The following is a 25644-nucleotide window of genomic DNA, read 5'->3' on the forward strand; positions in this document are numbered from 1 at the left end:
GATCATCTGGCTGGGTGACACGCCGGTGGGCGTGATCGCCGGCGCCGACCCGACGCAGATGGTCAGCGCCAGCAACGCGGCCACGCTGTACTACGTGCACACCGATCAGCTCAACACGCCGCGGTTGATCACCGACACGGCCGGCAACGTGCGCTGGAAGTGGCCCGTCACCGGCGAGCCTTTCGGCAACACCTCGCCCAGCGAAACCCCGACCAGCGGCCAAACCGCCTTCACCTTCAACCTGCGCTTCCCTGGCCAGTACGCCGACTCCGAAACCGGCACCTTCTACAACTATTTCCGCACCTACAACCCACAAACCGGCCGCTACCTGCAATCCGATCCTATCGGGCTCGATGGTGGGTTCAATACCTACGCATATGTTGGCGGGGATCCAATCAGGTTTACTGATGAAATGGGGTTAAGTGCATCAGGGTCATCTCAGGGGGGCTCACCTCAGAGGAAATGCGATGGGGACAAATGTACTGAAGACCCGGCAACTGACGTTTCGTGCTTTGCACAATGCAGCGACGGAGCGAGTTGCCAGCAATGCTGCCATAAACAGGCAAACAAATTAGCGCAGAGTGGTACAAACCCAGAAGCTATTGGGATAAGGTTCATTCTTGAATGCACCAAAAGTTGCATTCTCAAGGATGCCCCACCCCAACAAGGCTCCCCATCCAACCCTCCCGATAAGCCATGGATATGCAAGTTACTACCCTGGAAATGTAGGGCGAGTGGCAAAGCCGGAAAGTGATGTTGAATGAAAGATCCACGACAAATCCGCCACCTCTTTATCTTTGTGTTGGTGGCATTATTTGCCATCTATTGGCTCATACATGGATTCTGGTGGTTGCTTGGAATTGTGGTTTCATCAGTATTTTCACAATACGCACTAAACTATTTAAATCCATTTTTTTTAACGATCGTTGAGCTGGTCATCGCAGTCAGTCCGCTTGCATTCATCATCGCAGGGGGCTTCTTCTTGAAGGGACGGTGACATCGTTATTTCACGGATGATCTGCCGCCTCACCTGCTCAACTTGAGCAGGCTCACATGCTCCACCAATTAAAACTGAGAACCAAAAGGAGTATGGAGCGCGGTAGGTTGGACTGAACGCGCAGTGAAGTCCAACATCTTGGCCGGTCGAATATGAAGTCTGGGCCGATCAGGCGGTGCCGGTATTTGCCGGCATTGGCTTCCGCGCCAATTCCAACCCTCACACCCCACACGCCGGCTTGCCCGAGCCGCCCAGGCGACGGGCCACCGGTTGGCCGTGGTCGAAGACCAGCACGTCGGCTTGTGTGCCCCACACCGTGCCGAATTGCTTGGCCGACAGCAGCAGGGCGTTGAGGCGCCGATCGGGCCAACTCACCTCGACGCGGCTCACCGTATTGGCCGCGCTGCCCTCGCCGGGCTTTTCAGCGGGCAAGCGCTTGACCTGCGCGGCTGCCGCCGTGGCCGCGTCGGGCAAGAACAGCGTGCCCCAGATCGCCGGCTGGCGGTTGCCGGGCAGCTCCACCTCGACCCAGCCGCCGCCGTGGCAGGTGTCGCCGGTGCGCAGCGTCTTGAGCGTGGCCGGCAGCAGCTCTTGTGGCGTGATGAGCCACACCGGCGTCGAGAGGTCGATGCGTACCGGCGCGGCTTGCGCGAGCGACAGCGGTTGCGTGCTGGTGTCGAGCGTGAGCTTGAGCGGCAGGTTGTGGCGCTCGGCCCAGCGCAGCAGCGAGGCGGTCTGGTCGGGCCAGGCGGCCAGACGCACGGTGGTGCGCTCCTGGCCCGCCACCTTGCTCACTTGATAGCGCGCCACGCCGATTTTCACGGCGGGGCCCGACCACGCCAGGGCCTGACCGACGGTGTTGTCGGCTTCGCCGTCCCACACCCAGGGCGGGCGCGGCGCGACCTGCGTCCATTGCGTGAGGCGGAAGGCCGCGAGGCGCTCGCGCAGGGCCGGGGCCACCCAGTCGGGCAGACGCGGCGTGCGCGGCTCGGGCGCCGGGCCTTGCACGCGGGTGACTTCGGGCCAGGGCGTGTAGCCGTTGTCGTCTTGCGCGGCGCTGTAGGTGAAGTGCAGCGTCAGCGAGGGCATCCAGTTGTCGAGCGTGGCGTTGGCGCCGAGCAGGGCCGGCACGTCGGCGGCGCGCAGCTCGGCCAGGGCCTGCGCGCGCAGTTGCGGCAGCTCGGGCGCGGGGCTGGCCTGCAGCTCGCCGTTCGTGCCGCGCGAGGCGGGCGCCAGGATGTGCTCGCGCCACTGGCGCGCCTGGGCGGCGTCGAGCGCATCGCGCAGGGCTTCGCGAGACGCCTCGGCGCGCACGGGCTGCCACGCGCTGGCGAAAGCAGCGAGTGCGGCGAGTGCGGCGAGTAACGCGAGGGGGCGGCGCGCGCTCATGTGCAGGTCACCACGTCGTAGATCGAGAGCATGCGCCAGCGGCCGTTGTCGTTGACTTCGAGCGATTCGACGTCGTAGGCATACCAGCCGCCCACGCGCCGCGTGCGGGCGCCGAACCAGCCGCTCACGCTCGTGTCGGTGGACACGCGGCTGCGCAGGTCGGGCACGCCGTCGCCGTCGAGATCGACCTCGACCACCGTCTCGCTCGTCAGCGTGTTTTCATCGGACAGCAGCGGCGCCAGATAGCTGCGCTGGTGCACCTTGACCCTGGCGCGCGCGGCGTCGATGGGCGCGCTGCTGATGAACACGCCGTGCACCACCGCCGGCAGCGGCTTGGCAAAGACGAACTCGGCGGCGGTGTCGCCCGCGCCGCTGCTGCAGGCGTCGCCCGCGAACACCACCTGGCGCAGCTTGCCGCTCACCAGGCCGGTGTCGGTGATGGCCCAGGCCGTGAGGCTGACCTGCACGGTCGAGGCCTCGAACACGCCCTCGGCGGTGCGGTGCATCTGCGCCAGCTCGTTGCCGCCGTCGGCGTCGCTGCCGAGATAGCGAAAGCTCGTGTGCACGCTGGCGCGCCAGGCCTTGGCCATCTCGATGGTGTCGCCCACGGCCCAGGGGCCGCTGCCGTTGTAGTGAAAACGGTAGACGGCGCCGGTCTTGTCGGGGCTGTCCACCGCCGTGACGAGCGGCGCCCAGCCGATGGCCCAGCGGCCGGCGCTGAAGAACGAGCGCCCGGCGGGTGGCGCGGCCAGGTCGAAGGCATTGCTGCGCCCGGTGGGCGCGGCGTCGGCCAGCAGGCCCTGGCGGGCGTCGATGAGCTGGCTCAAGGCGGCGGTGATGGGGCGGCGCACCGGCTCGGCCGGTTGCGCGGCGAAGTCGGCCGTGAAGGCGGCGCGCATTTGCGGCAGCAGCGCGATGCGCCGGCCCAGCAGGCTGGTGATGGGCTCGGGCAGCGGGCGCTCGGTGCTGCCTTGCGCGGCCACGAAGCTCAGCAGGCTGTTGTAGTCGGCGTAGGTGTGCATCGACGGCGAGATCGCGAAGTGCCGCTCGAGCTGGTCGAACAGCGCTTCGAGCAAGGGGCGCGACTCGGCGGCGCGCTGGATGAAGGTGTCGGCCCAGGGCAGCGAGGCGTAGGCCGCGGGGGCCAGCCCGTCGAGCGCCAGGCGGTTGAGGGCGAGGACGAGGTTGGCGGCCTCGGCCTCGGTGTCGGCCAGCGTGACCGGGCGGTCGGTGAGGTAGCCGCAATCGACGAAGCCGTGGCGCAGCGCCGGCGCGGGGGCGGCGGGCACCTCGACCTCGCACCAGCGGGCGTCGGCCTGGCGCAGCACGCGCAGGGGCTGGTTGATCTTCCAGCGCGTGAGCAGCTCGCCGTCGAGCGCCGGTTGGGCGCGCATGTTGAGGCGGCTGGCCGAGACGTAGGCCGCGCGCGGGGTGGGCGCGTCATTCGCCGCCCAGGCCGGGTTGACCGACAGGCAGCACGCCAGCCACGCAGGCAGCGCGGCGATCAGGGTGGCGGGCAAGACTCGGCTGAACATGGGCAAACCTCCGCGGCGCGAGTCTAGCCTTGGCAGCCAGACGCCAGTAGCCGAGGTTTGCCCCGTGTTGCGCCCTCGCGGCGCGACACGTCAGCGGGCGCGACGCATCAGGCTCAGTGCGCCCACATCCAGAGCGTGGTGCCCTGGGCGTTGATGTTGTTCAACGCGAATGCGCCGAACGAGGGGCCGACGTCGTCCAGGTGGCCGCTGCCGCCGGCACTGGTCGTGCCCTGACCACCCATGCGTACGGCGGCCACGGTGATCGACGGCGTGAGACGCGCGTCGAGGCCCGCGTTCGGGATGGCGATCTGCACCACGTCGCTCTTGCCGTCGTAGACGCCCGCCTGCAGCAGCTTGAACAACGAGACGCCGATGGCGCTGTCGCTCAGGCCGTACTTGCGCATCGAGGTGACGATCGAGCTGGTGAAGTCGGTGCTGTTTTGAATGTCCACCGTGGCCACGAACATGCCGGTGACGCCGATCTTGTCGAACGAGATCGAGCCGCCGGTGGCGTCGGTGTCGGCGTAGCGGAACGAGCCGATCTGCAGATTCAGGTTGCCGGCGATCGAGACGCCGTCCTGGCCCTGCACGGCGGCGAGTTGCTCGTCGGGCAGGGCGGTCATGGCCGGGGTGGACAACGCGGCGCCAAGCAAGGCGGCGGCGAGGATGGAACGCTTGAAGAACGACATGGCTGAGACTCCTTTGAGACGTGGCGTGAACGTGAGAACGCGAAGCGCAGGCCGGGAGGCGCTGCGGTCAAGGGGTCTGATCGGGATGCCGCGCTGAGAGACGAGGCGCGCGCGGGCGGCAACCGATGCAGCCTGCCGGTGCGACCTGCGGCTGTGCGGCGACGCGAGCGCGTGGCCAGCCGATGAGGTGAGGCGGTGGGCAGTGCCGCCATGGTCGCGGCGCGCGGCGTCAGGCAGCGGGCGAAATAGCGGCGTGATTACGTGTCAGATTTCACGCCGGGGGCGCGTCAGCCAAACAGCCGCGCGGCGTGCAACCCCAGGCCGGTGGCCACGCTGGCGAGCCGGTCGCCGCGCACCGGTGTGGCGGTGGCAAAGGCGGCTTGCAGGCGGTCGGTCAGCAGCGTCAGGCCGGTCGAGCCGCCGGTGAAGTAGAGCGCGTCGATCTGCTGCGCCTGCAGCCCGGCCTGGCGCACGGTGTCCTGGGCGCAGGCCACGATGCGATCGATGTCGTCGTGCAGGGCCTGCTCGGTGTGCGTGGCGTCGAGCTCGGCGTGCAGGTCGCGCTCGAGCAGGGTCAGGTCGAGCGAGCCGTCGTGCCCCTCGGCCACGGCGATCTTGGCGGCTTCGGCTTGACCGGCCAGCGCGTGGCCCAGGCGGGCCGTCAGCACCTTGAGCAGACGCTGGTGGTGCACCGGGTTGGCGTAGACCGGCTGCAGCGCGCGCACCTCGGCCACGCGGGCCGGCTGGTACAGCGTGTTGATGAGGTGCCAGGTGGCCAGGTCGATGTAGATGCGGCTCGAGATCGGCAGCGCCATCTCGCCGGCCTGCGCCACGCCCATGGTGCCGTGGCCGAGCAGCGGCATGATGGATGCGAGCGAGACGCGGCGGTCGAAATCGGTGCCGGCGATGTGCACGCCGTGGCTGGCCAGGATGTCGTCGCGCCGCTCGATGCGCTGGGCGCGCTCGGGCCCCACGCGCACGACCGAAAAGTCGGACGTGCCGCCGCCGATGTCGGCCACCAGCACGATCTGCTCGCGCGTGGCGTGTTGCTCGAAGTCGAACGCCGCCGCGATGGGCTCGAACTGGAACGCCACGTCGGCAAAGCCCACGGCGCGCGCCGCCTGCTGCAGCGAGGCCTGAGCCTGCGCGTCGCGGGCCGGGTCGTCGTCAACAAAGTAGACCGGGCGGCCCAGCACCACGTGGTTCAGCGGCGCGCCGTGGCGGGCTTCGGCCAGCGTGCGCAAGTGCCGCAGGTAGCCGGTGATGATGTCGATATACCGCACGCCCGAGCCGTTGCCCAGCTCGGTGGTCTGCTCGACCAGGGCCGTGCCGAGGATGCTTTTCATCGAGCGCATCAGGCGACCTTCGTAGCCCTCGATGTAGGCCCGCACGGCGGCACGACCGAAGCAGCGCCACAAGTCGGGCTGCGGGCCGGTGGAGGCCTCACGCAACACCCCCGGCGGCAGGTCGGACGTGTCGGTGCAATAGAACACCGCCGTCGGCATGGTGAGGTGCGGGCCTTCTAGCGGCACCAGTTGCATGCCCGAGCCGCCCTGGTTGGGGATGGCAATGGCCGAGTTGGAGGTGCCGAAGTCGATGGCGCAGAAAGAGGGAGCAGGTGCGGTCACAGAGAAAAAGCCGAGGTCGTCAAAACAAGTGCGAAGCTCGCATCATGACCGCGAAATGAGCCGATGGGTGCAACGGTTGTTAGAGTCCCAGTCGATTTCTGGATCGATTTGCCCTTTGCAGAGGACGCATTGTGAGTGCCCACCCCAATCAATTCAGCCTGCTCGGTCAGCGCCGTTTCGCGCCGTTTTTCTGGACGCAGTTCCTGGGCGCGGCGAACGACAACCTGTTCAAGTTCGGCTTCACCGTGCTGGTTACCTACCAGCTCCAGCTGCAGTGGCTGCCACCGGCGATGGCCGGGCTGGTGATCGGGGCGCTGTTCATCTTCCCGTTTTTGCTGTTCTCGGCCACGGCTGGACAGTTGGCCGACAAGTTCGACAAGGCCCGGCTGATGCGCGCCGTGAAGACGCTCGAGATCGTCATCATGGGCTTGGCTTCCTGGGGCTTCGTCACGACCAACGTGCCGCTGCTGCTGGCCTGCGTGGCCTTGATGGGCTTGCACTCGACGTTGTTCGGCCCGGTCAAGTACGCCTACCTGCCCCAGCAGCTCAGCGAGCGCGAGTTGACCGGCGGCAACGGCATGGTCGAGATGGGTACCTTCGTCGCCATCCTGCTGGGCAATGTGGCGGGCGGCCTGCTGATGGCCGAGCCGCGCGGCGCGCAGCTGGTGGCGCTGAGTTGCATGGGCGTGGCCGTGCTGGGGCGGCTCGCCGCGCAGGCCGTGCCGGCGTCGCCGTCGAGTGCGCCGGGCTTGCGGATCAACTGGAACCCGGTGTCCGAGACCTGGCGCAACCTGATGCTCGCGCGGCAGCAGCCGTCGGTGTTTCGCTCGCTGCTGGGCATTTCGTGGATGTGGTTCTTCGGTGCGGTCTTCTTGACGCAGTTCCCCGCCTTTGCGCGCGAGGTGCTGGGCGGCGACGAGCGCGTGGCCTCGCTGCTGCTGGTGGTGTTCTCGGTGGGCGTGGCGACGGGCTCGCTGATGTGCGAGGTGCTGTCCAAGCGCCACGTCGAGATCGGCCTCGTGCCCATCGGCGCGCTCGGCATGAGCGTGTTCTCGATCGACCTCTACTTCGCCACGCGCGGCCTGCCGCCGGCGGGCACGGCCTTGTCGACCGTGAGCGGCTTCGTGGCCGAGCACGCACACTGGCGCGTCATGGCCGACCTGGCCCTGCTGGCCTTCAGCGCCGGCGTGTACAGCGTGCCGATGTATGCCCTGATCCAGCTGCGCGCCCAGCCCAGCCACCGCGCCCGCATCATCGCGGCCAACAACATCCTGAACGCGCTGTTCATGATCGCCAGCTCGGTGATCGCCGGGGCGCTGCTCAAGAGCGGCTGCAGCATCCCGCAAGTTTTCTTGTTCACCGGCTTGCTCAACGTGCTGGTGGTGGGCTATCTGTTCCTGCTGGTTCCCGAGTACATCGTGCGCTTCATCATGCTGTTCGTGACGCGCTTCGTGTACCGCGTGCGGGTGCGCGGCGAAGAGCACTTGCCCACCGACGGCCCGGCCATCGTGGTGTGCAACCACGTGAGCTTTGTCGATGCCGTGATCCTGGGCGTGACCAGCCCGCGCCCCATGCGCTTCTTGATGGACCACCGCATCTTCGCCAACCCGGCGCTGGGCTGGTTCTTCAAGCTGTGCAAGGCCATTCCGATCGCGCCGCAAAAGGACGACCCGGCCACCTACGCGAAAGCCTTCGCCGAGGCCGAGCGCGTGCTGGCCGACGGCGACATGCTGTGCCTCTTCCCCGAAGGCGGCATCACCAAGGACGGCACGCTGCAGACCTTCAAGCCCGGCATCATGAAGATTCTCGAAGCCCAGCCGGCCCCGGTGATCCCGGCGGCGCTGCACAACCTGTGGGGCTCGTATTTCTCGCGCATCGAAGGTGGGCAGGCGATGGTCAAGCCCTTCCGGCGCGGCCTGTTCAACCGCGTGGGCGTGGTGGTGGGCGAGGCGATCGCGCCCGAGCAGGTCAGCCCTGAAGGCTTGCAGCAGCGGGTGCAGGCGTTGCTCGATCAGCCGATGCCGTGACGACGCGTCAGGCTTTCGGCGCATCATCAACTTTTCAGTTGGAGCATTCACCATGAAGCATTCGAATCTCTCACGCATTGCAGCTGCCACGGCTTTGGTGACGCTGCTGGCCGCCTGTGCCGACATGAGCGACGAGCAGCGTCGCACGGCCACCGGCGCGGCCACCGGCGCGGCCATCGGTGCGGCCACGGGGGCGGTGATCAGCTCGTCGACCGGCGGCAAGGCCGGCACCGGCGCGGTGATTGGCGGCGTGCTCGGCGCGGTGGCCGGCAACGTGTGGTCGCGCCACATGGAAGAGCAAAAGCGTGCCATGGAGCGCGCCACCGAAGGCACGGGCGTCGAAGTGACGCGCACCGCCGACAACCAGCTCAAGCTCAACGTGCCGTCCGACCTGTCGTTCGACGTGGGCCGTGCCGACATCAAGCCCGAGCTGCGCAACGTGCTCGACCAGTTCGCCACCGGCTTGAAGGCGCAGCCTGCCACGCTGGTGCGCGTGGTGGGCCACACCGACAGCACCGGCTCCGACGCCGTCAACAACCCGCTGTCGCGCGAGCGCGCCGAAAGCGTCAAGGGCTACCTCGAAGACCGTGGCGTGAGCGGCTCGCGCATCGAGGCCGTGGGCCGCGGCGAGCGTGAACCGATCGCCGACAACGCCACCGCCGAAGGCCGCGCCAAGAACCGTCGCGTCGAGATCTTCTTGCGCGAGCCGGGTCAGGGCTGAGCGTCTGGGCCTGAGCCGCGGCTCCTCACCCGCGTCGGCGGGCGAGCCCTAGCAGGCCCAGGCCGGCCAGCAGCATCAGCCACGCGCTCGGCTCGGGCACCGCCTGGGCTGCGTAGCCGCGGGTGTAGTCGAAGCCCGATGCCGAGCTGACGCTCCAGTCGGTGAGGGCGTGGCCTTGGGCATCAAACACCCCGTCGATGCCGCCCCACTCCGCCGAGTTGAAGAACTTGGCGTTGGCCGCGGCAACCCAGGTCGCGCCGTATTGGTTCAGCGCGGACGTGTTGACAGCGGTTTGCAACTGCACCGCCAGCAGCGTGAAGTTGGGCGTATTGAATTGCACCGGCAACGTGAAGGTGAGCACCGAGGGCATGTTGCCCGTGGCAGCGCGGTCGCCGTAGGCGTGGAGGTTGGCCGACACGCCTGCCGACAGCACGTTGACCACTGCGCTCGACGAGCTGGTCGTGAACGGATAGTTGGCCGATGAGGCATCCACCGAGCCCGACAAGAGCAGGTGGCCGGTCATCGTGCCCATCGTGCCGGCGGGGGCGCCGGCGAGCTTGAAGGTCAGCCGGTCCTGAAACGCCAAGGTCGAGTTGGACCACGCGCTGGCGTTGGGCGCGTTGGAAAACCAGCCGCTGGTGGTCGAGGTGGCCGATAGCTGCGATTTCAGCGCGCCGAAGGTGGCGAAGTCGGTGCCGTTCAGCAGTGCCAGCGAACCGCCGCCGCTGTCGGCCTTCGATGCGTCGGCATACAGCTTCGAGGTGTAGAACCAGTTGGGTTGATGGCTGAAGGACTGCCCGGCGGGCGAGGTCGATGCCGTGCCGCTGAAGTCCATGTACAAGCCGCAGACCGTACCGGCGGTGGGACTCAGTTGGCAGTTGATGTTGGGCGGGGTGGCGGGCTCCGTGACGCCTGCGCAGACCCAACTGGGAGCGAACAACGCGAGGGCGCCCCACAGCGCCCAGGGGCCGACACGGTGGCTGGCGAGTGGCGTGTTCATCATGGCGAGTTCCTCCCTGAAACGACTGATGGGAGGCACTCTAGAGAAGAGGCGCCGCCCCGACCATCCCTAGCGGCGGGCTCGCCCCCACCCGACTGGGTGACGTCAACCGCGCGCAGCCAGGCGCATCCGCACGGCGGTGTCGATGGTCTGCAGGCGCGGCACCGGCACGCCGCGCTCGGCGGCCACGGCGAGCAGGTGGCCCAGGATGGCGTCGAGCTCCAGCGGGTGGCCGGCCAGCCAGTCGAGCGCCATGCTGTTGCGATAGGGCGGCATCGCCTGGGTGTTGGCGATCATCTGGTCGATCAGCTCGGGCGGCAGCGCATGGCCCGCCGCCGCGGCCGTGGCGCAGACCTCGGCCATCAGCTCGCGCAGCAGCGCTTCGCCGCCAGGCGTGTCGAGCAGCACGCGGGTGTCGGCGCCACCAGCCAGCACGCTCAGCGGGTTGAAGGCGGCGTTCCAGACCGTCTTGCGCCAGCGTTCGGTTTCGATCTGCTCGCTTACCGTCACCGGCACGCCGCCTTCGCGGAACAGCGTGGCCAGGGCGCGCGTGGCGGGGCTGGCGCCATGCGGCACATCGCCCATGGTGAGCGCGCCGTAGGCCTTGTGCTCGAACTCGCCCGGCGCCACGCGGCTCACGCCGACAAAGGCCAGCACGCTGACCACGGTGTGCTCGGGGAAGGCCCGCGCCACCTCGGCCTCGATGCCGATGCCGTTCTGGATCAGCACGATCAGCGTGCGCGGCCCCACCGCCGGGCGGATCAGCGCGGCGCGATCCACCCCCGGCAGCACCTTGGTGCACAGCAGCAGCACGTCGGGCGGCTCGGCGCAGTCTTCAACGCGGGCCAGCACCTGCGCCGGGCGAAAGCTCAAGTCGCCGTTGGTGGCCAGCGGGCTGCGGATGCGCAGGCCGTGCTCGCGCACCACCCCGACCTCGCTGCGGCACACCACCGACACCTCGGCGCCGGCGCGGTGCAGCACCGCGCCGTAAAGGCTGCCGATGGCGCCCGAGCCGACAACAAGCACGCGCGGCGGCGCAGGGCGGGACGAAGCAGAGGCAGGCGAGGCAAAAGTCATGGCGGCGTGACCCGGCTCTGACGCCAGGCTGAATTGACGGGTGTTTGCGGCGCAATTGTCGCCCTCGACGCGTGCCGGGTCGGGGAACACTGGATGGCGTATGAAAACGTCCGCCGCCTTGCGCCCACCCATGCCCCACCCCGCCACCGCCAGCGATCTGTATTACCCGATGCCGGCTGATGCCGCCAGCCTGATCGGCTTGCCGCGCCTGATGGAGATGGCGTTTCGTGGGCACGATCTGGAGCCGCTCGGGCAGACGCTGATCGCGCGCATCGAACGCGACCCGCGCGACGCCAACGCGCTGATGGACCTGTCGTGCCTGATGCGCTTGCGCGGCCAGCCCGAACTGGCGCAACACATGCAGAACGAGGCCCTGTCGATCACGCGGCATTTCACGCTGCCGGCCACAGGCGTGGAGCGGCTGCGCGTGCTGTCGGTGATGACGCCGGGGGCCTTGATGGACAACGTGCCGATCGAATTCCTGGTGCACGGCTCCGACGTGGCGCTCGACATGGTCTACCTCGACCCGAGCCGCGACACCGTGCAGCTCGACCTGCCGCCGCACGATGTGGCCTGCATCGGCGTGTGCGAATCGCCCGAGGCCCGGCCGCTGCTGGAGTCGCTGTCGCGCGTGATGGGCCAGCTGCCGCGCCCCACGCTCAACGACCCCGCGCGCAGCTTGCTGCTGTCGCGCGCCCACCTGTGGCATGTGCTGCAAGGCGTGCCGGGCTGCGTGGTGCCGCCGTCGGCCGAGGTCGATCGGGTCAGCCTGCAGGCGCTGGCGCACGGACACGTGCCGCTGGCCGGGCTGCTGCCCGGGGCGAGTTACCCCATCATCTGCCGCCCCAGTGGCAGCCATGCCGGGCAGGGGCTGGACAAGCTCGGCGACGCGCATGCGCTGGCCCACTATCTGGCCGCCACGCCCGGCGCGGCGAGCGACCGCTTCGTGATCTCGCCTTTCGTGGACTACGTCAGCGCCGACGGGCAATACCGCAAGTTCCGCATCGCCATGGTGGGCGGGCGGCCGTATCCGGTGCACCTGGCCCTGTCGGCGCGCTGGATGGTGCACTACCTCAACGGCGACATGGCCGATCGGCCCGACAACCGTGCGGCCGAGCAGCAGTTCTTCGACCAGTTCTACCGCGAGTTCGGCCGGCGTCATGCCGAAGCGTTGTCGCACATCGACCAGCGCATCGGGCTCGACTACTACAGCATCGACTGCGCCGAGCTGCCCGACGGCCGGCTGCTGGTGTTCGAGATCGACACCGGCGGCGTGGTGCACGCGATGGACCCGCTCGAAGGCTACGGCTACAAGCGCCCGCACATGCTCAAGCTGTTCGGGGCGTTCCAGGCCCTGCTGATGCAGGCGGCCGCCAACCCCGCCTGCCTGAAGCCCAAGCTGCGGCCCATGCTGGCCGCCGATCGAGGGTGAGCGCCATGGGTGCCGCCCTGTTCGCCATGCCACCCGACGTGCTGCCACTCAGCGCCCGCTCCGGCTGGTTGGACCCGGATGCGGTCGACGCATCGACCGCGCCCAAATCGCCCGAGCGCCTGCTCGCCGAACTGCTGCAAGGCACCGACGCACGGGGCCGCGCACCCTATGGCCTACCCTTGCCGGCCTCGTCGGCCCTGGTGCACCTGGGCAGCTGCACGGCCAACCCCATCACGCCCGCCATGCTGGCGCGCCACCAGGCCCTGAGTGCGCGGCTGCACGAGCACCCCGACTGGCGCGACCCGCAGCAGGCCCTGCGCGAGATGTTCGGCGCCGCGCAATGCAAGCTCGCCGCCTCGGGCACCGACGCCGAATACACCGTGGCCCTGGCCATGGGCGGCGCGCCGTACTGCAGCATCCTGATCGACCCCAACGAAGTGGGCAGCGGTTGCGCACGCGCCGCCAGCGGCCTGCCGCACACGCCCGGCTGCCCGGTGGACACCCCGTTGGCCGTGCACGCCACCATCGAGTCCCCCCTGCTGCGCGACGCTGCGGGCCGCATGCTGCCGCAAGGCGCGGTCGATCAGCAAGTGTTCGACATCGCCACGCGCCACGCGCGCCAACCGCTGCTGCTGCACCACGTGCCGTGCTCGAAGACGGGGCTCAGCGCACCGTCCGAGGCGGCCTGCCTGAGCATCCAGCAAAGTCACCCGGCCGGCGCCCGCGTGGTGGTCGATGCCTCGCAAGGGCGGGGTTCGGTGCAGGACGTGCGCCGTTGGCTCGGTTACGGCTGGGCGGTGATCCTCACCGGCTCCAAATACCTCGGCGCGCCGCCGTTTGCCGGCGCCACGCTGCTGCCCGAAGGCTGGCCCCCGGCACAAGGTTTTGCCGCCGGGCCGGGCTTGCGCGCCCGCTGGCGCCTCGCCTTGCAAGCCCTCGCCGGGCCACAGCCCGACGGGGCCCCATGGGACGCCGCCGTGGCCGGTTTCGCGAGCCAGCTGCCGCCCGGCGCGCTCGACATGTGCCCCGACGCCGACGCCGCGTGCCGCCAAGGCATCTTCAGCTTCGACCTCGGCCTCGACCTCGACGCCACGCGCGCGCTGCACCGTCGCCTCATCGCGCGCGGTTTCTTCATCGGCCAGCCCGTGATCGCCGGCCCGCGCGCCCTGTTGCGCGTGGCGCTCGGCGTACGCACCCCGCTGGGCCGCGCGGCCGACGACCTGCAACAGCTGGCGCGCACCATCCGCCACGAGTTGCAGCATGGTTGACGACCACGCCGCCTGGCCGGCCGCACGCCTGGCTGGCCGGCTGAAGCTCGACGACGCGCAGCCCGCCGCGCTGGTCTACGACCTGACCCAGGTGCAGGCCCGCGCGCAGGCGCTGCAAGGCGCCCTGCCCGAATTCACCCACTGCCTGGCGCTCAAGGCCGCGCCCTACGCCGCGCTGCTGCGGCGCTTCGCGGCCTGGGGCTTCGGCTTCGAGGCCGCCTCGCTCACCGAAGGCCTGGTGGCGCAGCAAGCTGCCCCCGGCGCCGTGGTGCTGTTCGATTCGCCCGCCAAGACGCGCAGCGAGATCGCGCGTGCTGAGGCCATGGGTTGGGTGCTCAGCGCCAACAGCCTCGACGAGCTGGCGCGCGTCAGCCGCCCCTGCTCGCTGCGCATCAACCCGCTCACCGGCGCCGGCCGCATCGCCCACACCAGCGTGGCCGACGCCCGCAGCCGCTTCGGCGAACCGTTCGATGCCCTGCCCGCCGCGCTGGCCGACGACCCGCGCTGCGCCGGTTGGCACGCGCACATCGGCTCGCAAGGCTGCAGCATCGAGCAGCTCGTGCTGGCCGCGCGCCGGCTGGTCGACGTGGCCTTGCGCCACCCGCACACGCGCTGGCTCAACCTCGGCGGCGGCCTGCCCGCGCAAGGCGTGTTCGGCGACTACGCCGCCGCGCTGCGCCAGACCGTGCCCGAGCTGTTCGAGGGGCGCTGGACGGTTTACACCGAGATGGGCCGCTCGCTGCTGGCCACCACGGCGCGGGCCTACTCGCGCGTCGAATACGCGCGGCGCGGCGTCGCCACCATCCACCTGGGCGCGGACTTCCTGCTGCGCCGCGTCTACCGCCCCGAAGACTGGGCCTATCCGATGCGCGTGCTCGATGCCGACTTCGCTCCACTAACCGCTGCGGCGGGCGAGGCCGTCGAACAGACCATCGCCGGCCCGCTGTGCTTTGCCGGCGATGTGCTGGGCAGCGTGCAAGCGCCGCCGATCCGCGAAGGCGACATCGTTGAAATTGACCAAGTGGGCGCCTACTCCACCTCGATGTGGAGCCGTCATTGCAGCCGCCCCATGCCACCGGTCTACGGGCTGGACGCGGCCGGCGCGCTGGTGCCCCTGAGCGCGGGCGAAAGCGAGGCCGACGTGCTGCGCCTGTGGGCCGCGCCGGACGCCGGATAGGGGGCGCGCCGACGACGCTTTCGCGCAGCAGCTTGCCACGATCGGCAATAAATCACGCCGCCCTCGCCAACGTGAGGCGCGCGGCGCGTCTGACCGCACCGTTTTCGGCTAGCGGGGCGTACAGTTCAATCACGTCCCATTGCAGGTCGGCAGCAGGTGGCTGAACCGCAGACCGCTCCCGCTGCAATCGCTCAGAGGCAGTCATGGTGTCCACGGTCAGTTCAACTCAGTCGGTCTCCGCAGTCGGTGCTAGCAATAGCATCGCGAAGATCGCCGAGCTCAACAAACAGGCCAGCACCTTGCGCCAGCAGCTGCTTCGGGCCCGGCGCTCGTCGGGCGAAGGCGACGAGCAGGCCTCGCCCGATGCCGACAAGACCGAATCCCTGTCCCGCGAAATCGTCAACGTGCAAGCGCAGATCGAGCAGCTGGTGCTCGAGGCGCAGTTGTCGCGCCTGAACGTGGCCGGCGCCACCAAGACCGACGACGGCGGCGACCACGCCGCCAGCACGTCCGGCGACGCGTCGGGCGGCGGCAAGACGCCCAAGAGCGGCCACGGCGCCAACCACGGCAGCCGCGTCAGCGAGGCCTACAAGCCCGGGTTCGACGCCGCCGGCCAGCTCGTCAACGTGCAGGCCTGACGGTCTGCGGCACGTCATTGCGCTGGGCCGGCGGGCGCGCTACGCTCGGTGCGAGCCGGCCGTCGTGAGCAGGCAAAGGGGTGTTGACATGACTACGCGTACCAGATCGAGCGCCAAGGCGAATGCTTCTCCAGCCGGCAACGTGCCGGCCGAGTCGGCGCTCACCCAGGCAGCTTTGTTGGGGGCGCCGGTGGCGGCCTCGTTCCCGTGGCTCGACGCCAACGCCCAACTCATGGGCGGCTGGATGGAATGGCAGCGCGCCTGCTGGCAACCCTGGCTCGACCTGCAAGGCACGGTGGCGCAGCAGCTCGGCCAGCAGTGGGGCAGCCAATGGGGCGAGCAATGGAGCCGCACCTGGCTGGCGCCGACGCTGGAGCTCTGGACGGTGCGCGGCGCCGAGCAGCTCGCGTAAGCGAGCCGCCCGGTCAGGCCGTGGCGCGCGTCAGCCGAACTTGATGCGCCACAGCCCCACCAGCACGTGGCCCCAGATCAGCAGGTTCACGCCGAACAGCGTGAACACGCGCGAGATGTTCCAGAGCACGCGGGCGCGCCGCAGGGCGGCGTCTTCGCCCGTTGCGGCGTAGAGCACCAAGAAGAACGCCGCCGGCACGAAGGTGCCGACGATCAGCGTGGTCATGATCCAGTAGAAGGCTGTCATGCGGCTGTGGAGTCCCTGTAGGTGGCGTGGCGGCCGTCGGCGTGGCGCGCCAAGGTAGGCGAAAATCGCAGGAGCGCCGCGCGGCGTTCGTCGCGGCAACCCCCCGATCGTACCGACTCCGTTCCGAGAAGCCCCACCATGCCCGCATACCGCTCCAAGACCTCCACCGCCGGCCGCAACATGGCGGGCGCCCGCTCGCTGTGGCGCGCCACCGGCATGAAAGACGCCGACTTCAGCAAGCCCATCATCGCCGTCGTCAACTCGTTCACCCAGTTCGTGCCCGGCCACGTGCACCTGAAGGACCTGGGCCAGCTCGTGGCCCGCGAGATCGAAGCCGCTGGCGGCGTGGCGAAAGAGTTCAACACCATCGCCGTGGACGACGGCATCGCGATGGGCCACGACGGCATGCTCTATTCGCTGCCCAGCCGCGACATCATTGCCGACTCGGTCGAGTACATGGTGAACGCCCACTGCGCCGACGCCATGGTCTGCATCTCGAACTGCGACAAGATCACCCCGGGCATGCTGATGGCCGCGATGCGCCTGAACATCCCCGTGGTGTTCGTCTCGGGCGGCCCGATGGAAGCCGGCAAGACCCAACTCACCAACCCCGCCACCAAGGCCATCGAGATCAAGAAGCTCGACCTGATCGACGCCATGGTGATGGCTGCCGACAGCCACGTGAGCGACGCTGAGGTCGCCGAGGTCGAACGCTCGGCCTGCCCGACCTGCGGCTCGTGCTCGGGCATGTTCACCGCCAACTCGATGAACTGCCTCACCGAGGCGCTGGGCCTGAGCCTGCCGGGCAACGGCACCGTGGTGGCCACGCACGCCGACCGCGAGCAGCTGTTCAAGCGCGCCGGGCGGCTGATCGTCGAGCTCTGCCAGCGCTACTACGAGCAGGAAGACGAAACCATCCTGCCGCGCTCGATGGGCTTCAAGGCCTTCGAGAACGCGATGACGCTCGACATCGCGATGGGCGGCTCGACCAACACCATCCTGCACCTGCTGGCCGTGGCGCAAGAAGCCGGCATCGACTTCACGATGCACGACATCGACCGCCTCTCGCGCGTCGTGCCGCAGCTGTGCAAGGTGGCGCCCAACACCAACAAGTACCACATCGAGGACGTGCACCGCGCCGGCGGCATCATGGGCATCCTCGGTGAGCTCGACCGCGCCGGCAAGTTGCATACCGACGTGCCGACCGTGCACGCCAAGACGCTGAAAGCCGCGCTCGACGAGTGGGACGTGATGCGCAAGCCGAGCGACGCGGTGAAGACCTTCTACCAGGCCGGCCCCGGCGGCGTGCCCACGCAAGTGGCGTTCAGCCAGTCGGCCCGTTGGCCCAGCCTCGACACCGATCGTTCCGAGGGCTGCATCCGCTCGTTCGACCACGCCTTCTCGAAAGAAGGCGGCCTGGCGGTGCTGCGCGGCAACATCGCCCTCAACGGCTGCGTCGTCAAGACGGCCGGGGTGGACGACAGCCTGCTGGTGTTCGAGGGCCCGGCCCACGTAACCGAATCGCAAGACGAGGCCGTGCACCACATCCTCGAAGACCAGGTGAAGGCCGGCGACGTGGTCATCGTGCGCTACGAAGGCCCCAAGGGCGGCCCCGGCATGCAAGAGATGCTCTACCCGACGTCGTACATCAAGTCGAAAGGCCTGGGCAAAGCCTGCGCGCTGCTCACCGACGGCCGCTTCTCGGGCGGCACCTCGGGCCTGTCGATCGGCCATGCCTCGCCTGAGGCGGCGGCCGGTGGCGCGATCGGCCTCGTGCGCAATGGCGATCGCATCCGCATCGACATCCCGAACCGCCGCATCGACGTGCTGGTGTCCGACGAAGAACTCGCCAAGCGCCGCGCCGAGCAGGACGCCAAGGGTTGGAAGCCGGCTCAGCCGCGTCCGCGCAAGGTGTCGGCCGCACTCAAGGCCTACGCCAAGCTGGTGATGTCGGCCGACAAGGGCGCCGTGCGCGATTTGTCGAAGCTCGACGACTAAGCCCCCCCCGACGACCCGATCTCGCTCATGACGAGCGAGCGGGTCAGTCCACCACTTTGACCAACTGACCGGGCTTGGGTTCAGGCCCGCCAGCGTATGCGCCGTTGAGCAGGCGCAGTCGGGCCTCAGCCTGGTTGGGCAGCGGCGAGCTGCGAGCCAGCTCGACAAACCCGCCCCGTGGGAAGGGTTTGGTCTTAACCGCCCAAGGCTTGGCCGCCGCGCGATCAGCCGGCGTCATTGCTCGAAACGACCCTTCGGCCTCGCGCAACCCGGCAATCGAACGCTGCATGGCGGGCGCATCCTTGGCGGCGTACTGCAGCAAGAAGACGTGCTCGCCCGGGCCGCCCACCACGGTCAACACCACGTTGCGCGACCCGCCCTGGTCACCCCGCACGGGCCCCGCGAAGTGCGTGGCACTCAAGCCGTTGAGCGTGCGCGGTTCGGTGCGGCCACCCACAGGCTGCACCAGCTTGCGCATCACCTCATCGGGCGTGCGCCCCGCCTGCTCGGGCACCAGTCGCACGATCAAACCCGCGTCACCCGCTGCGTTGGCCAGCACGATTGCCTGCGTCGAGTTTTGCAAACGCCAGCCCTCGGGTGCACTGAGCGCAATGCCCAACCCCTCGTGATAGAAGTTGCGGCCCCGCACCACCCCCTGCGCCTGGCTGTCGCCAAAGGTCATGCCATTGATCGCTTCGAGATAGCGCACGCGCTGGTCGTCGCCATAGCTCAAGCCCGGTTGCAAGGCGTAGTTGGCGGCGATCTGGGTGATGTCGGCCAGGCGCTTGTCGTTGCTGGGGTGCGAGGCCAGCCAGTTGTTGCCCGACGGCGCCGGCTTGCCTTCGGCCTTGGCCTGGTCGGCGGCAAAGCGCTCCTGGTTTTTCAACACGGTGATCACGTCGACCATGTTGCGCGGGTTGTAGTGGTTGTGCGCCAGGTAGTCGGCACCCAACTCATCGGCTTGCGACTCCTGCTCGCGGCTGTACGACGCCACCAGCCCGGCGGCCACGCTTTGCGAGGTCTTGCTCGCCAGATCGGTGGCGCCGCTCACGCCCTTGGCTTCGAGCACCGCGCCCAGCACCGTGGCGGCCAGCACGCCGAGGCCGGCCTTCTGCTGCTGCGTGGCGCGCTGCGCGCCGTGGCGGGCGCAGACGTGGCCGATCTCGTGCCCCAGCACGCCGGCCAGCTGGGCCTCGCTGTCGAGGTAGGCCATGATGCCGCGCGTGATGTAGACGTAGCCGCCGGGCAGCGCGAAGGCGTTGATCTCGGTGCTGTCGAGCACGGTGAAGGTCCACTTGAGGTTGGGCCGCTGCGACTGCGCCGCGAGCTTTTGCCCCACCTCGTTCACGTAGGCCTGCACCTTCGGGTTGTCGTAGACGCCGTATTCCTTCAGCACCTGCTGGTGCTGCTTGGCGCCGACGCTCGCCTCGTCGGCCTCGCTCATCACCGTGCGCTCGGCCTCGCCGGTGACGGGGTTGACAACGGGCGTGCCACAGCCGGCGAGCAGGGCCAGCGTCAACAGCCCCGCGGAAACGGGGCGCAGAGGGAAGAAGCGGCGCAGGGTCATCGGGCGTGCAGCTTGTAGGGTTGGATGGGCTGCAGCGGGCCGTCGAACGACTCGACCGCCGGCTGCCCCTTGAGCGGCGGGAAGTCCATCCACTCGTCGGGCACGCTGCAGTCGGGGAACTGCGCGAGCAGGTGCCGGATCAGGGTCAGGCGACCCAGGCGCTGGTCGTTGAAGTTCACCAGCGTCCAGGGGGCATGCTTGGCGTGCGTGGCCTGCAGCATCTCGTCGCGGGCCTGCCCATATTCGGCGTAGCGATGGCGCGCCAGCAGATCGACCGGCGAGAGCTTCCAGCGCTTGAGCGGATCTTGCAGGCGATCGAACAGGCGGTGCTCCTGCTCGACCTGATCGACCGTGAGCCAGTACTTGAACAGCAGGATGCCGTCGTCGATGAGCAGCTTCTCGAACACCGGCGTCTGCTTCAGGAAGTGCTGGACTTCGTCGGCGCTGCAGTAGCCCATCACCTTCTCGACGCCGGCGCGGTTGTACCAGCTGCGGTCCATCAGCACGATGCTGCCGGCCGCGGGCAGATGCGGCACGTAGCGCTGGAAGTACCACTGCCCCTTCTCGATCTCGTTGGGCTTGTCGAGCGCCACCACGCGGCATTGGCGCGGGTTGAGCGTGGCGCTGATGGCGTTGATGACGCCGCCCTTGCCGGCCGTGTCGCGCCCTTCAAAGATGATCAGCAGGCGCTTGTTGTAGTACTTGACCCAGCGCGCCAAGGTGTTGAGTTCGACCTGCATGACGGCGAGCTGATCGGCGTAGTCCTGCTTGCTGATCGGCTCGCTCGAATGGATGTTTGAATGGGTGCTTTCGTGGTGCTTGCTCATGGGGAGGATGCGTGCGCGGTGACGATCAGCCTTTATAGCGCGTCCATCGGGGCGAGCAAGCCTTGCAGGTCGTCGGCGCTGAACTTCACCGCACCCGCCGCATCGGCGCCCAGCACGCCCTCGGCCAGCGCGGCCTTGCGGGCCTGCAGGGCCAGCATGCGCTCCTCGATGCTGCCCTCGACCACGATCTTGTAGATGAACACCGGCTGGTCTTGCCCGATGCGGTGAGCGCGGTCGTTAGCCTGCTGCTCGACGGCCGGGTTCCACCACGGGTCGAGGTGGATCACGGTGTCGGCCGCGGTGAGGTTCAAGCCCACGCCGCCGGCCTTGAGGCTGAGCAGCAGGAGCGGCACCGACCGGGCCTGGAAGCGCTCGACGATGGCGCCGCGCTCGGCCACCGGCGTCTCGCCGGTCAGCGTGAGGTGCGGCAGGCCCCAGTCCGCGAGCTCGCGCTCCAGCAGGTGAAGCATCTCGGTGAACTGCGAGAACACCAGCACGCGCCGGCCTTCGCTCACCAGCTCGGGCAGCATGGTCTGCAGCAGCTCCATCTTGGCGCGCTCCATCGACTCGGGCGTGAGCGTGCCCTTGACGAGGTGCGGATCGCAGCACACCTGACGCAGCTTGAGCAGCGCGTCGAGGATGGCGATCTGCGAACCGGCAAAGCCTTGCCGCTTGAGCGCCTTGCGCACCTGCTCGTCGGCCGCCACGCGCACGCTTTCGTACAGCGCGCGCTGCTCGCCCTGCAGCTGCACGCGGCGGATCACCTCGGTCTTGGGCGGCAATTCGGTGGCCACGTCCTCCTTGCGCCGCCGCAAGATGAAGGGCCGCACGCGCTGCGCCAGCACCTGGGCGCGCAGCGTCTCGCCGTTGTCTTCGATGGGGCGGCGCCACATGCGCGTGAAGCTGCGCGAGTCGCCCAGGAAGCCGGGCAGCAAAAAGTCGAAGTGCGTCCACAGCTCGCCAAGGTGGTTTTCGAGCGGCGTGCCGGTGACGCACAGGCGGTGCGCGGCTTGCAGCTTGCGCAGCGCGTTGGCGGCGCGGCTGCCGGCGTTCTTCACCGTCTGCGCTTCGTCGAGGATCAGCAGGTGCCAGGGCTGGCGAGCCAGCACGGCGATGTCGCGCCACAGCAGCGGGTAGGTGGTGAAGACCACGTCGTGCGACGCGATCTGCGCAAATTCTTTGGCGCGGCGCCCGCCTTGCAGGGTGAGTACGCGCAAGCCGGGGGCGATGCGCCGGGCCTCGTTCTGCCAGTTGGCGATCAGCGAGGTGGGCAGCACCACCAGCGCGGGCTGGCCGCTCGCCCCGCCCAGGCGCCCGGCGTGGTGTTCGAGCAGCAGGTGGGACAGCACCTGCGCGGTCTTGCCCAGGCCCATGTCGTCGGCCAAGATGCCGGCCAGGTGGTGGGTGCGCAGGTATTGCAGCCAAGCCACGCCTTCGAGCTGGTAGTCGCGCAACTGCAGTTGCAGCCCGGCGGCGGCCAGCAGCGCGGGGTCGATGGGCGGCGGCGTGCCGGCGGCGCGCAGGCGGGCGGCGAGTTGCGTCAGGCCGGCGTCGCCTTGCAGCTGCCAGGCCCCGTGCGGCCCGGCACGGCGGGCCTGGTTGCCTTGGGACTCGGCCAGGCTCGCGCGCAAGGCCTCGATGCGTTCGGCCTCCCAGCTCGACAAGGTGAGCGGCCCGGCCGCCTCGGCGCGTTGCGGGTCGGTGAGCAGATCGACCATCGCCCCCACGATGACCTTGAGCGGCGCGGCCGGCGCCTCGATGCGGCAGCCCCCCGGCGCGCGCAGCAGGATCAGCGCGTCGTCGGCGATGGTGGCGATCTGTCGGGCATCAAGCCAGCGCTGGTCGCGCTTGAGCAGGTCGGCCAGCAGCGGCGCGAGGTCGAGCGTTTCGCCGTCCACGTCCACGCCCAGGCTCAGCAGCCACGAGCCTTCGCGATGCGGCTGGCGCAGCGCCGTGATCTCGGCCGGGCGCGCGCCCAGCGGCTCGGTCAGCTCGCGGCCGGTCTCGTCGCCGGTGGCGGGGTCGATGACCAGGCGCCAGGCGTCCACCGGCACGGTCTGGTGGGCGAAGCCGGGGCGCACCACGATGATCCAGCCCTGCGCCTGCAGGCGGGGCACCTGCTCGGCCCAGAAGTCGCCGAAGTGTGACTCTTCGGCCAACGACCACCAATGGTCCTGCCCCTCGGCGGCGGCCGCGTTGCGCCATTGCAGCGCCTCGGGCGGCAGGGGGCGCAGGCCGCTGCCCCACAGCGCATCGGCCGCGTCGGCCTCGGCGGGCAGGTTGCGCTCCATCAGCACGCGCTCGCTCCAGGCGCCGCGCAGCAGCTCGGTGGGCTTGGGGCGGCTGCCGAGCACGCGCTCGGGGGCGGGGGTCTCCCACTTCAGGCCGGCGTCGGTGGTGTAGGTCCAGTCGGCGCGCGCCACGGTGGTCTGGCTGCTGCGCGGCCCGAAACCCGGCGCGGCGCGCAGGCCCAGCAGGCCGTCGCCACGGGTGAGGGTTTGCAGGGTGAGGCGAGGGCGAAACCAGCCGGGGACGGCGGCTTCGCTGGTCGGGCGGGCAGGGGGCATGGCGGGCATTGTCGCTGGCCGACGAGCGCAGGCGAGGGCTAAGATCGACGCGACCCAGCCGCGAGCTGGACGCACCACCAACCGGAACGCATCATGCGCAAGCACGCTCTCGTCATCGCCGCCACGCTGGCCCTGTCTTTCTCGACCTGCTGGGCGCAAGACCCGGCTCCGGCCTCGGCCCCCGCCGCCTCGGCCGCGCCGCTCAAGCTCAACAAGCCCAAGCCCGCGCCGCGTCGTCTGACGCCGGCCGAGCAACGCAAGGTCAACGCCCCGCCGCTCGACAAGCCGCCGCAAGGCGAGGTGCAGCCGCAGATTCGCATTCCGCTCACCCGCAAGCAACCGGCGGCCAACAAGCCGAACATGCAGCGCGGGCCCGAAGCCCCCGCGCCCGGCGGCGTGAACGATGCCGTGGCGCGGTGCAAGGCGCAGCCCACGCCGCAGGCGCAAGCCCAATGTCGCGAAGAAAACGGCTTGCGGCCCTGAGGGCGGCGCACCTGTGGCAAACCTGATGCCCTGAGCGCGCGGCGTTCGCTTAAGCTGTAACCGAATCACCGCTGCGCCGGCGTCGGCGCCGTTTCACCGACAAGGGTTTCATGGACAGCCAACCTCCCTCGGCGCCCGATGCGGCGCAGCCGCTGTTGCGCACGCAGTTGCTCGAAACGCTGGTTGCCAGCATCCCCGATCTGGTCTGGCTGAAAGACGCCAACGGCGTCTACCTCGCCTGCAACCCGGCCTTCGAGCAGTTCTTCGGCGCCAAGGAAGCCGACGTCGTCGGCAAGCGCGATCACGACTTCGTCAGCCACGAGCAGGCCGAGTTCTTCCTGGCGAACGACCGCGCCGCGATGGCGGCGGGCAAGCCGTGCGCCAATGAAGAGACCATCGTGTTCGCCAGCGACGGCCGGCGCGCGCTGGTGCAGACCATCAAGACGCCCATGCTCGACGCGCAAGGCCGCGTGCGAGGCGTGCTCGGCGTGGCGCGCGACATCACCGAGCTGCGCCAGACCGAGCATGCGCTCAAGAAGATCAACCGCGCCTCGCGCCTGCTCGGCGAGGGCAGCTCGGCGCTGATCCACGCCCGGACCGAGAGCGAGCTGCTGCGGCGCGTGTGCGATCTGGCCGTCGAGAACGGCGGCTACCGCATGGCCTGGGTGGGGCGGGCCGAGAACGACGCCGGGCGTGCCGTGCGCCCGGTGGCGTGGTCGGGCAAGCATGCCGACTACCTCGACCACGCGGCGTTTTCGTGGGCCGACGACGAGCGCGGGCAGGGGCCGTGCGGCGTGGCGGTACGCACCGGCCGAGCGGTGCGCAACCAGAACTTCCTGAGCAACCTGGCCATGGCGCCGTGGCGCGAGGCGGCGCTGCGGCACGGCTTCCAGTCGTCCGTCGGCCTGCCCTTCGAGGCCGACGACGATGCGGTCTACGTGCTCTCGCTCTACGCCGCCGAGCCCGACGCCTTCGAGGACGAGGAGGTCAACCTGCTGACCCGGCTGGCCGAGTCGCTGGGCTATGGCCTGGGCGCCCTGCGCGCGCGGCGCGAGCTCGAGCGGCACCGCCAGCATCTCGAAGAGCAGGTGAGCCAGCGCACCCGCGAGCTGCAGCAGGCCAAGAACGAGGCCGAGCTGGCCAACGAGGCCAAGAGCACCTTTCTGGCCAACATGAGCCACGAGATCCGCACGCCGATGAACGCCATCATCGGGCTGCTGCAACTGCTGCGCCGCGACACCGCCGACCCGGCCCAGCGGCTCAAGCTCGACCAGGCCGACGCGGCGTCCGAGCACCTGCTGCAGATCATCAACGACGTGCTCGACCTCTCCAAGATCGAGGCCGGTCGCCTGACCCTGGTCGAGCGCGATTTCGGGCTGCAAGCAGTGGCGACGCACGTGCTCGATCTGGTGCGCGAGCGCGCCAGCCGCGCCGGCGTGGCGCTGGTGCGGCAGATCGAGCCGGGCCTGCCCGAGCGGCTGCGGGGCGACGACCTGCGGCTGGAGCAGATCCTGCTCAACTTCGCCAGCAACGCCGTCAAGTTCACCGAGCACGGCACCGTCACGCTCTCGGCGCGGCGCCTGCGCGACGCCCCGCCGGGCGACGAAATCGGGCGGCTGTGGGTGCGATTTGAATTGCGCGACACCGGCATCGGCATCCCGGCCGACAAGCTCGGCCACGTCTTTCAAGCCTTCGAGCAGGCCGACGCCTCGACCACGCGGCGCTTCGGCGGCACCGGCCTCGGGCTGGCGATCAGCAAGCGGCTGACCTTGCTGATGGGCGGACGCATCGGCGCCGACAGCACGCCCGGGCAGGGCAGCGTCTTCTGGATCGAACTGCCCTTGCGGACGGCCGAGGCGCCGCCCGCCCAACCGAGCCGCGCCGCGCCGGCCGACGCGCCCCCGGCGGCCGACCACGCGGCCGGGCTGCGCGGCGCGCGGGTGCTGCTGGCCGAAGACAACGAGCT

The 25644-nt window shown here is 69.2% G+C and carries 22 protein-coding genes; 12 read left to right on the forward strand and 10 right to left on the reverse strand.

The window, feature by feature from the left end:
- Both ACE3SS_RS10315 and ACE3SS_RS10320 read left to right on the forward strand, forming a co-directional pair.
- The coding region (locus tag ACE3SS_RS10315) for an RHS repeat domain-containing protein (protein ID WP_374593580.1) at positions 1-754 on the forward strand (754 nt) is incomplete at its 5' end.
- A 6-nt stretch (positions 755-760) separates the two neighbouring features.
- Positions 761-997 (forward strand): hypothetical protein, encoded by a 237-nt coding sequence (locus ACE3SS_RS10320; protein ID WP_374593582.1) that lies wholly within the window; start codon positions 761-763, stop codon positions 995-997.
- A 219-nt stretch (positions 998-1216) separates the two neighbouring features.
- Here the strand turns inward: ACE3SS_RS10320 and ACE3SS_RS10325 are convergent, their stop codons facing one another.
- The 4 genes from ACE3SS_RS10325 to ACE3SS_RS10340 form a co-directional block, all read right to left on the reverse strand.
- Positions 1217-2386 (reverse strand): hypothetical protein, encoded by a 1170-nt coding sequence (locus ACE3SS_RS10325; protein ID WP_374593584.1) that lies wholly within the window; start codon positions 2384-2386, stop codon positions 1217-1219.
- Complete coding sequence (locus tag ACE3SS_RS10330; protein ID WP_374593586.1) at positions 2383-3921, reverse strand: hypothetical protein; 1539 nt, start codon at positions 3919-3921, stop codon at positions 2383-2385. Before ACE3SS_RS10330 ends, ACE3SS_RS10325 begins: the two co-directional genes overlap by 4 nt.
- A 113-nt stretch (positions 3922-4034) precedes the next feature.
- Positions 4035-4610 carry a DUF6160 family protein gene (locus ACE3SS_RS10335; protein WP_374593588.1) on the reverse strand — a complete coding sequence of 192 codons (576 nt, stop codon included), beginning with the start codon at positions 4608-4610 and terminating at the stop codon, positions 4035-4037.
- Positions 4611-4897: 287 nt separating this feature from the next.
- A complete protein-coding gene (locus ACE3SS_RS10340; RefSeq protein WP_374593590.1) occupies positions 4898-6238 on the reverse strand; it encodes an Hsp70 family protein in 1341 nt (446 codons plus the stop codon).
- Positions 6239-6369: 131 nt separating this feature from the next.
- Here ACE3SS_RS10340 and ACE3SS_RS10345 point away from each other — a divergent pair, with 131 nt between their 5' ends.
- The gene (locus ACE3SS_RS10345) at positions 6370-8265 is read left to right on the forward strand and encodes an MFS transporter (RefSeq protein ID WP_374593592.1); all 1896 of its coding nucleotides are present in this window, start codon (positions 6370-6372) and stop codon (positions 8263-8265) included.
- Between the two features lie 52 nt (positions 8266-8317).
- Positions 8318-8986 (forward strand): OmpA family protein, encoded by a 669-nt coding sequence (locus ACE3SS_RS10350; protein WP_374593594.1) that lies wholly within the window; start codon positions 8318-8320, stop codon positions 8984-8986.
- A 25-nt stretch (positions 8987-9011) separates the two neighbouring features.
- Here ACE3SS_RS10350 and ACE3SS_RS10355 read toward each other — a convergent pair whose 3' ends face one another.
- Both ACE3SS_RS10355 and ACE3SS_RS10360 read right to left on the reverse strand, forming a co-directional pair.
- Positions 9012-9989 carry a PEP-CTERM sorting domain-containing protein gene (locus ACE3SS_RS10355; RefSeq protein ID WP_374593596.1) on the reverse strand — a complete coding sequence of 326 codons (978 nt, stop codon included), beginning with the start codon at positions 9987-9989 and terminating at the stop codon, positions 9012-9014.
- A gap of 102 nt (positions 9990-10091) precedes the next feature.
- Positions 10092-11063 (reverse strand): ketopantoate reductase family protein, encoded by a 972-nt coding sequence (locus ACE3SS_RS10360; protein ID WP_374593598.1) that lies wholly within the window; start codon positions 11061-11063, stop codon positions 10092-10094.
- A gap of 100 nt (positions 11064-11163) precedes the next feature.
- On the opposite strand from ACE3SS_RS10360, the gene ACE3SS_RS10365 reads away from it, so the two are divergent.
- From ACE3SS_RS10365 to ACE3SS_RS10385, 5 genes are all read left to right on the forward strand, one after another.
- Positions 11164-12495 (forward strand): RimK family alpha-L-glutamate ligase, encoded by a 1332-nt coding sequence (locus ACE3SS_RS10365; RefSeq protein WP_374593600.1) that lies wholly within the window; start codon positions 11164-11166, stop codon positions 12493-12495.
- A 5-nt stretch (positions 12496-12500) separates the two neighbouring features.
- Positions 12501-13763 carry a hypothetical protein gene (locus ACE3SS_RS10370; RefSeq protein WP_374593602.1) on the forward strand — a complete coding sequence of 421 codons (1263 nt, stop codon included), beginning with the start codon at positions 12501-12503 and terminating at the stop codon, positions 13761-13763.
- The gene (locus tag ACE3SS_RS10375; RefSeq protein ID WP_374593605.1) at positions 13756-14940 is read left to right on the forward strand and encodes a hypothetical protein; all 1185 of its coding nucleotides are present in this window, start codon (positions 13756-13758) and stop codon (positions 14938-14940) included. Before ACE3SS_RS10370 ends, ACE3SS_RS10375 begins: the two co-directional genes overlap by 8 nt.
- A 203-nt stretch (positions 14941-15143) precedes the next feature.
- Positions 15144-15578 (forward strand): FlxA-like family protein, encoded by a 435-nt coding sequence (locus ACE3SS_RS10380; RefSeq protein WP_374593607.1) that lies wholly within the window; start codon positions 15144-15146, stop codon positions 15576-15578.
- A gap of 88 nt (positions 15579-15666) precedes the next feature.
- Entirely contained in the window at positions 15667-15990 is a 324-nt protein-coding gene (locus ACE3SS_RS10385) for a hypothetical protein (protein WP_374593609.1), read from the forward strand.
- Positions 15991-16020: 30 nt separating this feature from the next.
- Here ACE3SS_RS10385 and ACE3SS_RS10390 read toward each other — a convergent pair whose 3' ends face one another.
- The gene (locus ACE3SS_RS10390; protein WP_374593611.1) at positions 16021-16236 is read right to left on the reverse strand and encodes a hypothetical protein; all 216 of its coding nucleotides are present in this window, start codon (positions 16234-16236) and stop codon (positions 16021-16023) included.
- A gap of 138 nt (positions 16237-16374) precedes the next feature.
- Here ACE3SS_RS10390 and ilvD point away from each other — a divergent pair, with 138 nt between their 5' ends.
- On the forward strand, positions 16375-18234 hold the full coding sequence (gene ilvD, locus ACE3SS_RS10395) for a dihydroxy-acid dehydratase (RefSeq protein WP_374593613.1): 1860 nt from the start codon (positions 16375-16377) through the stop codon (positions 18232-18234).
- Positions 18235-18277: 43 nt separating this feature from the next.
- On the opposite strand, the gene ACE3SS_RS10400 is transcribed toward ilvD, so the two are convergent.
- The 3 genes from ACE3SS_RS10400 to ACE3SS_RS10410 are packed head-to-tail and all read right to left on the reverse strand — an operon-like array spanning position 18278 to position 23204.
- A complete protein-coding gene (locus ACE3SS_RS10400) occupies positions 18278-19801 on the reverse strand; it encodes a M48 family metalloprotease (RefSeq protein WP_374593615.1) in 1524 nt (507 codons plus the stop codon).
- The gene (gene ppk2, locus ACE3SS_RS10405) at positions 19798-20628 is read right to left on the reverse strand and encodes a polyphosphate kinase 2 (RefSeq protein WP_374593617.1); all 831 of its coding nucleotides are present in this window, start codon (positions 20626-20628) and stop codon (positions 19798-19800) included. The genes ACE3SS_RS10400 and ppk2 overlap by 4 nt, the downstream gene beginning before the upstream one ends.
- Positions 20629-20660: 32 nt before the next feature.
- Positions 20661-23204 (reverse strand): DEAD/DEAH box helicase, encoded by a 2544-nt coding sequence (locus tag ACE3SS_RS10410; RefSeq protein WP_374593619.1) that lies wholly within the window; start codon positions 23202-23204, stop codon positions 20661-20663.
- 84 nt (positions 23205-23288) lie between these two features.
- On the opposite strand from ACE3SS_RS10410, the gene ACE3SS_RS10415 reads away from it, so the two are divergent.
- Both ACE3SS_RS10415 and ACE3SS_RS10420 read left to right on the forward strand, forming a co-directional pair.
- Positions 23289-23678, forward strand: coding sequence for a hypothetical protein (locus ACE3SS_RS10415; protein WP_374593621.1), 390 nt, complete (start codon positions 23289-23291; stop codon positions 23676-23678).
- Between the two features lie 110 nt (positions 23679-23788).
- The coding region (locus tag ACE3SS_RS10420) for an ATP-binding protein (RefSeq protein ID WP_374593623.1) at positions 23789-25644 on the forward strand (1856 nt) is incomplete at its 3' end.

Origin of the sequence: Aquabacterium sp., from assembly GCF_041915145.1 — a bacterium.
GTDB lineage: Bacteria > Pseudomonadota > Gammaproteobacteria > Burkholderiales > Burkholderiaceae_C > Aquabacterium.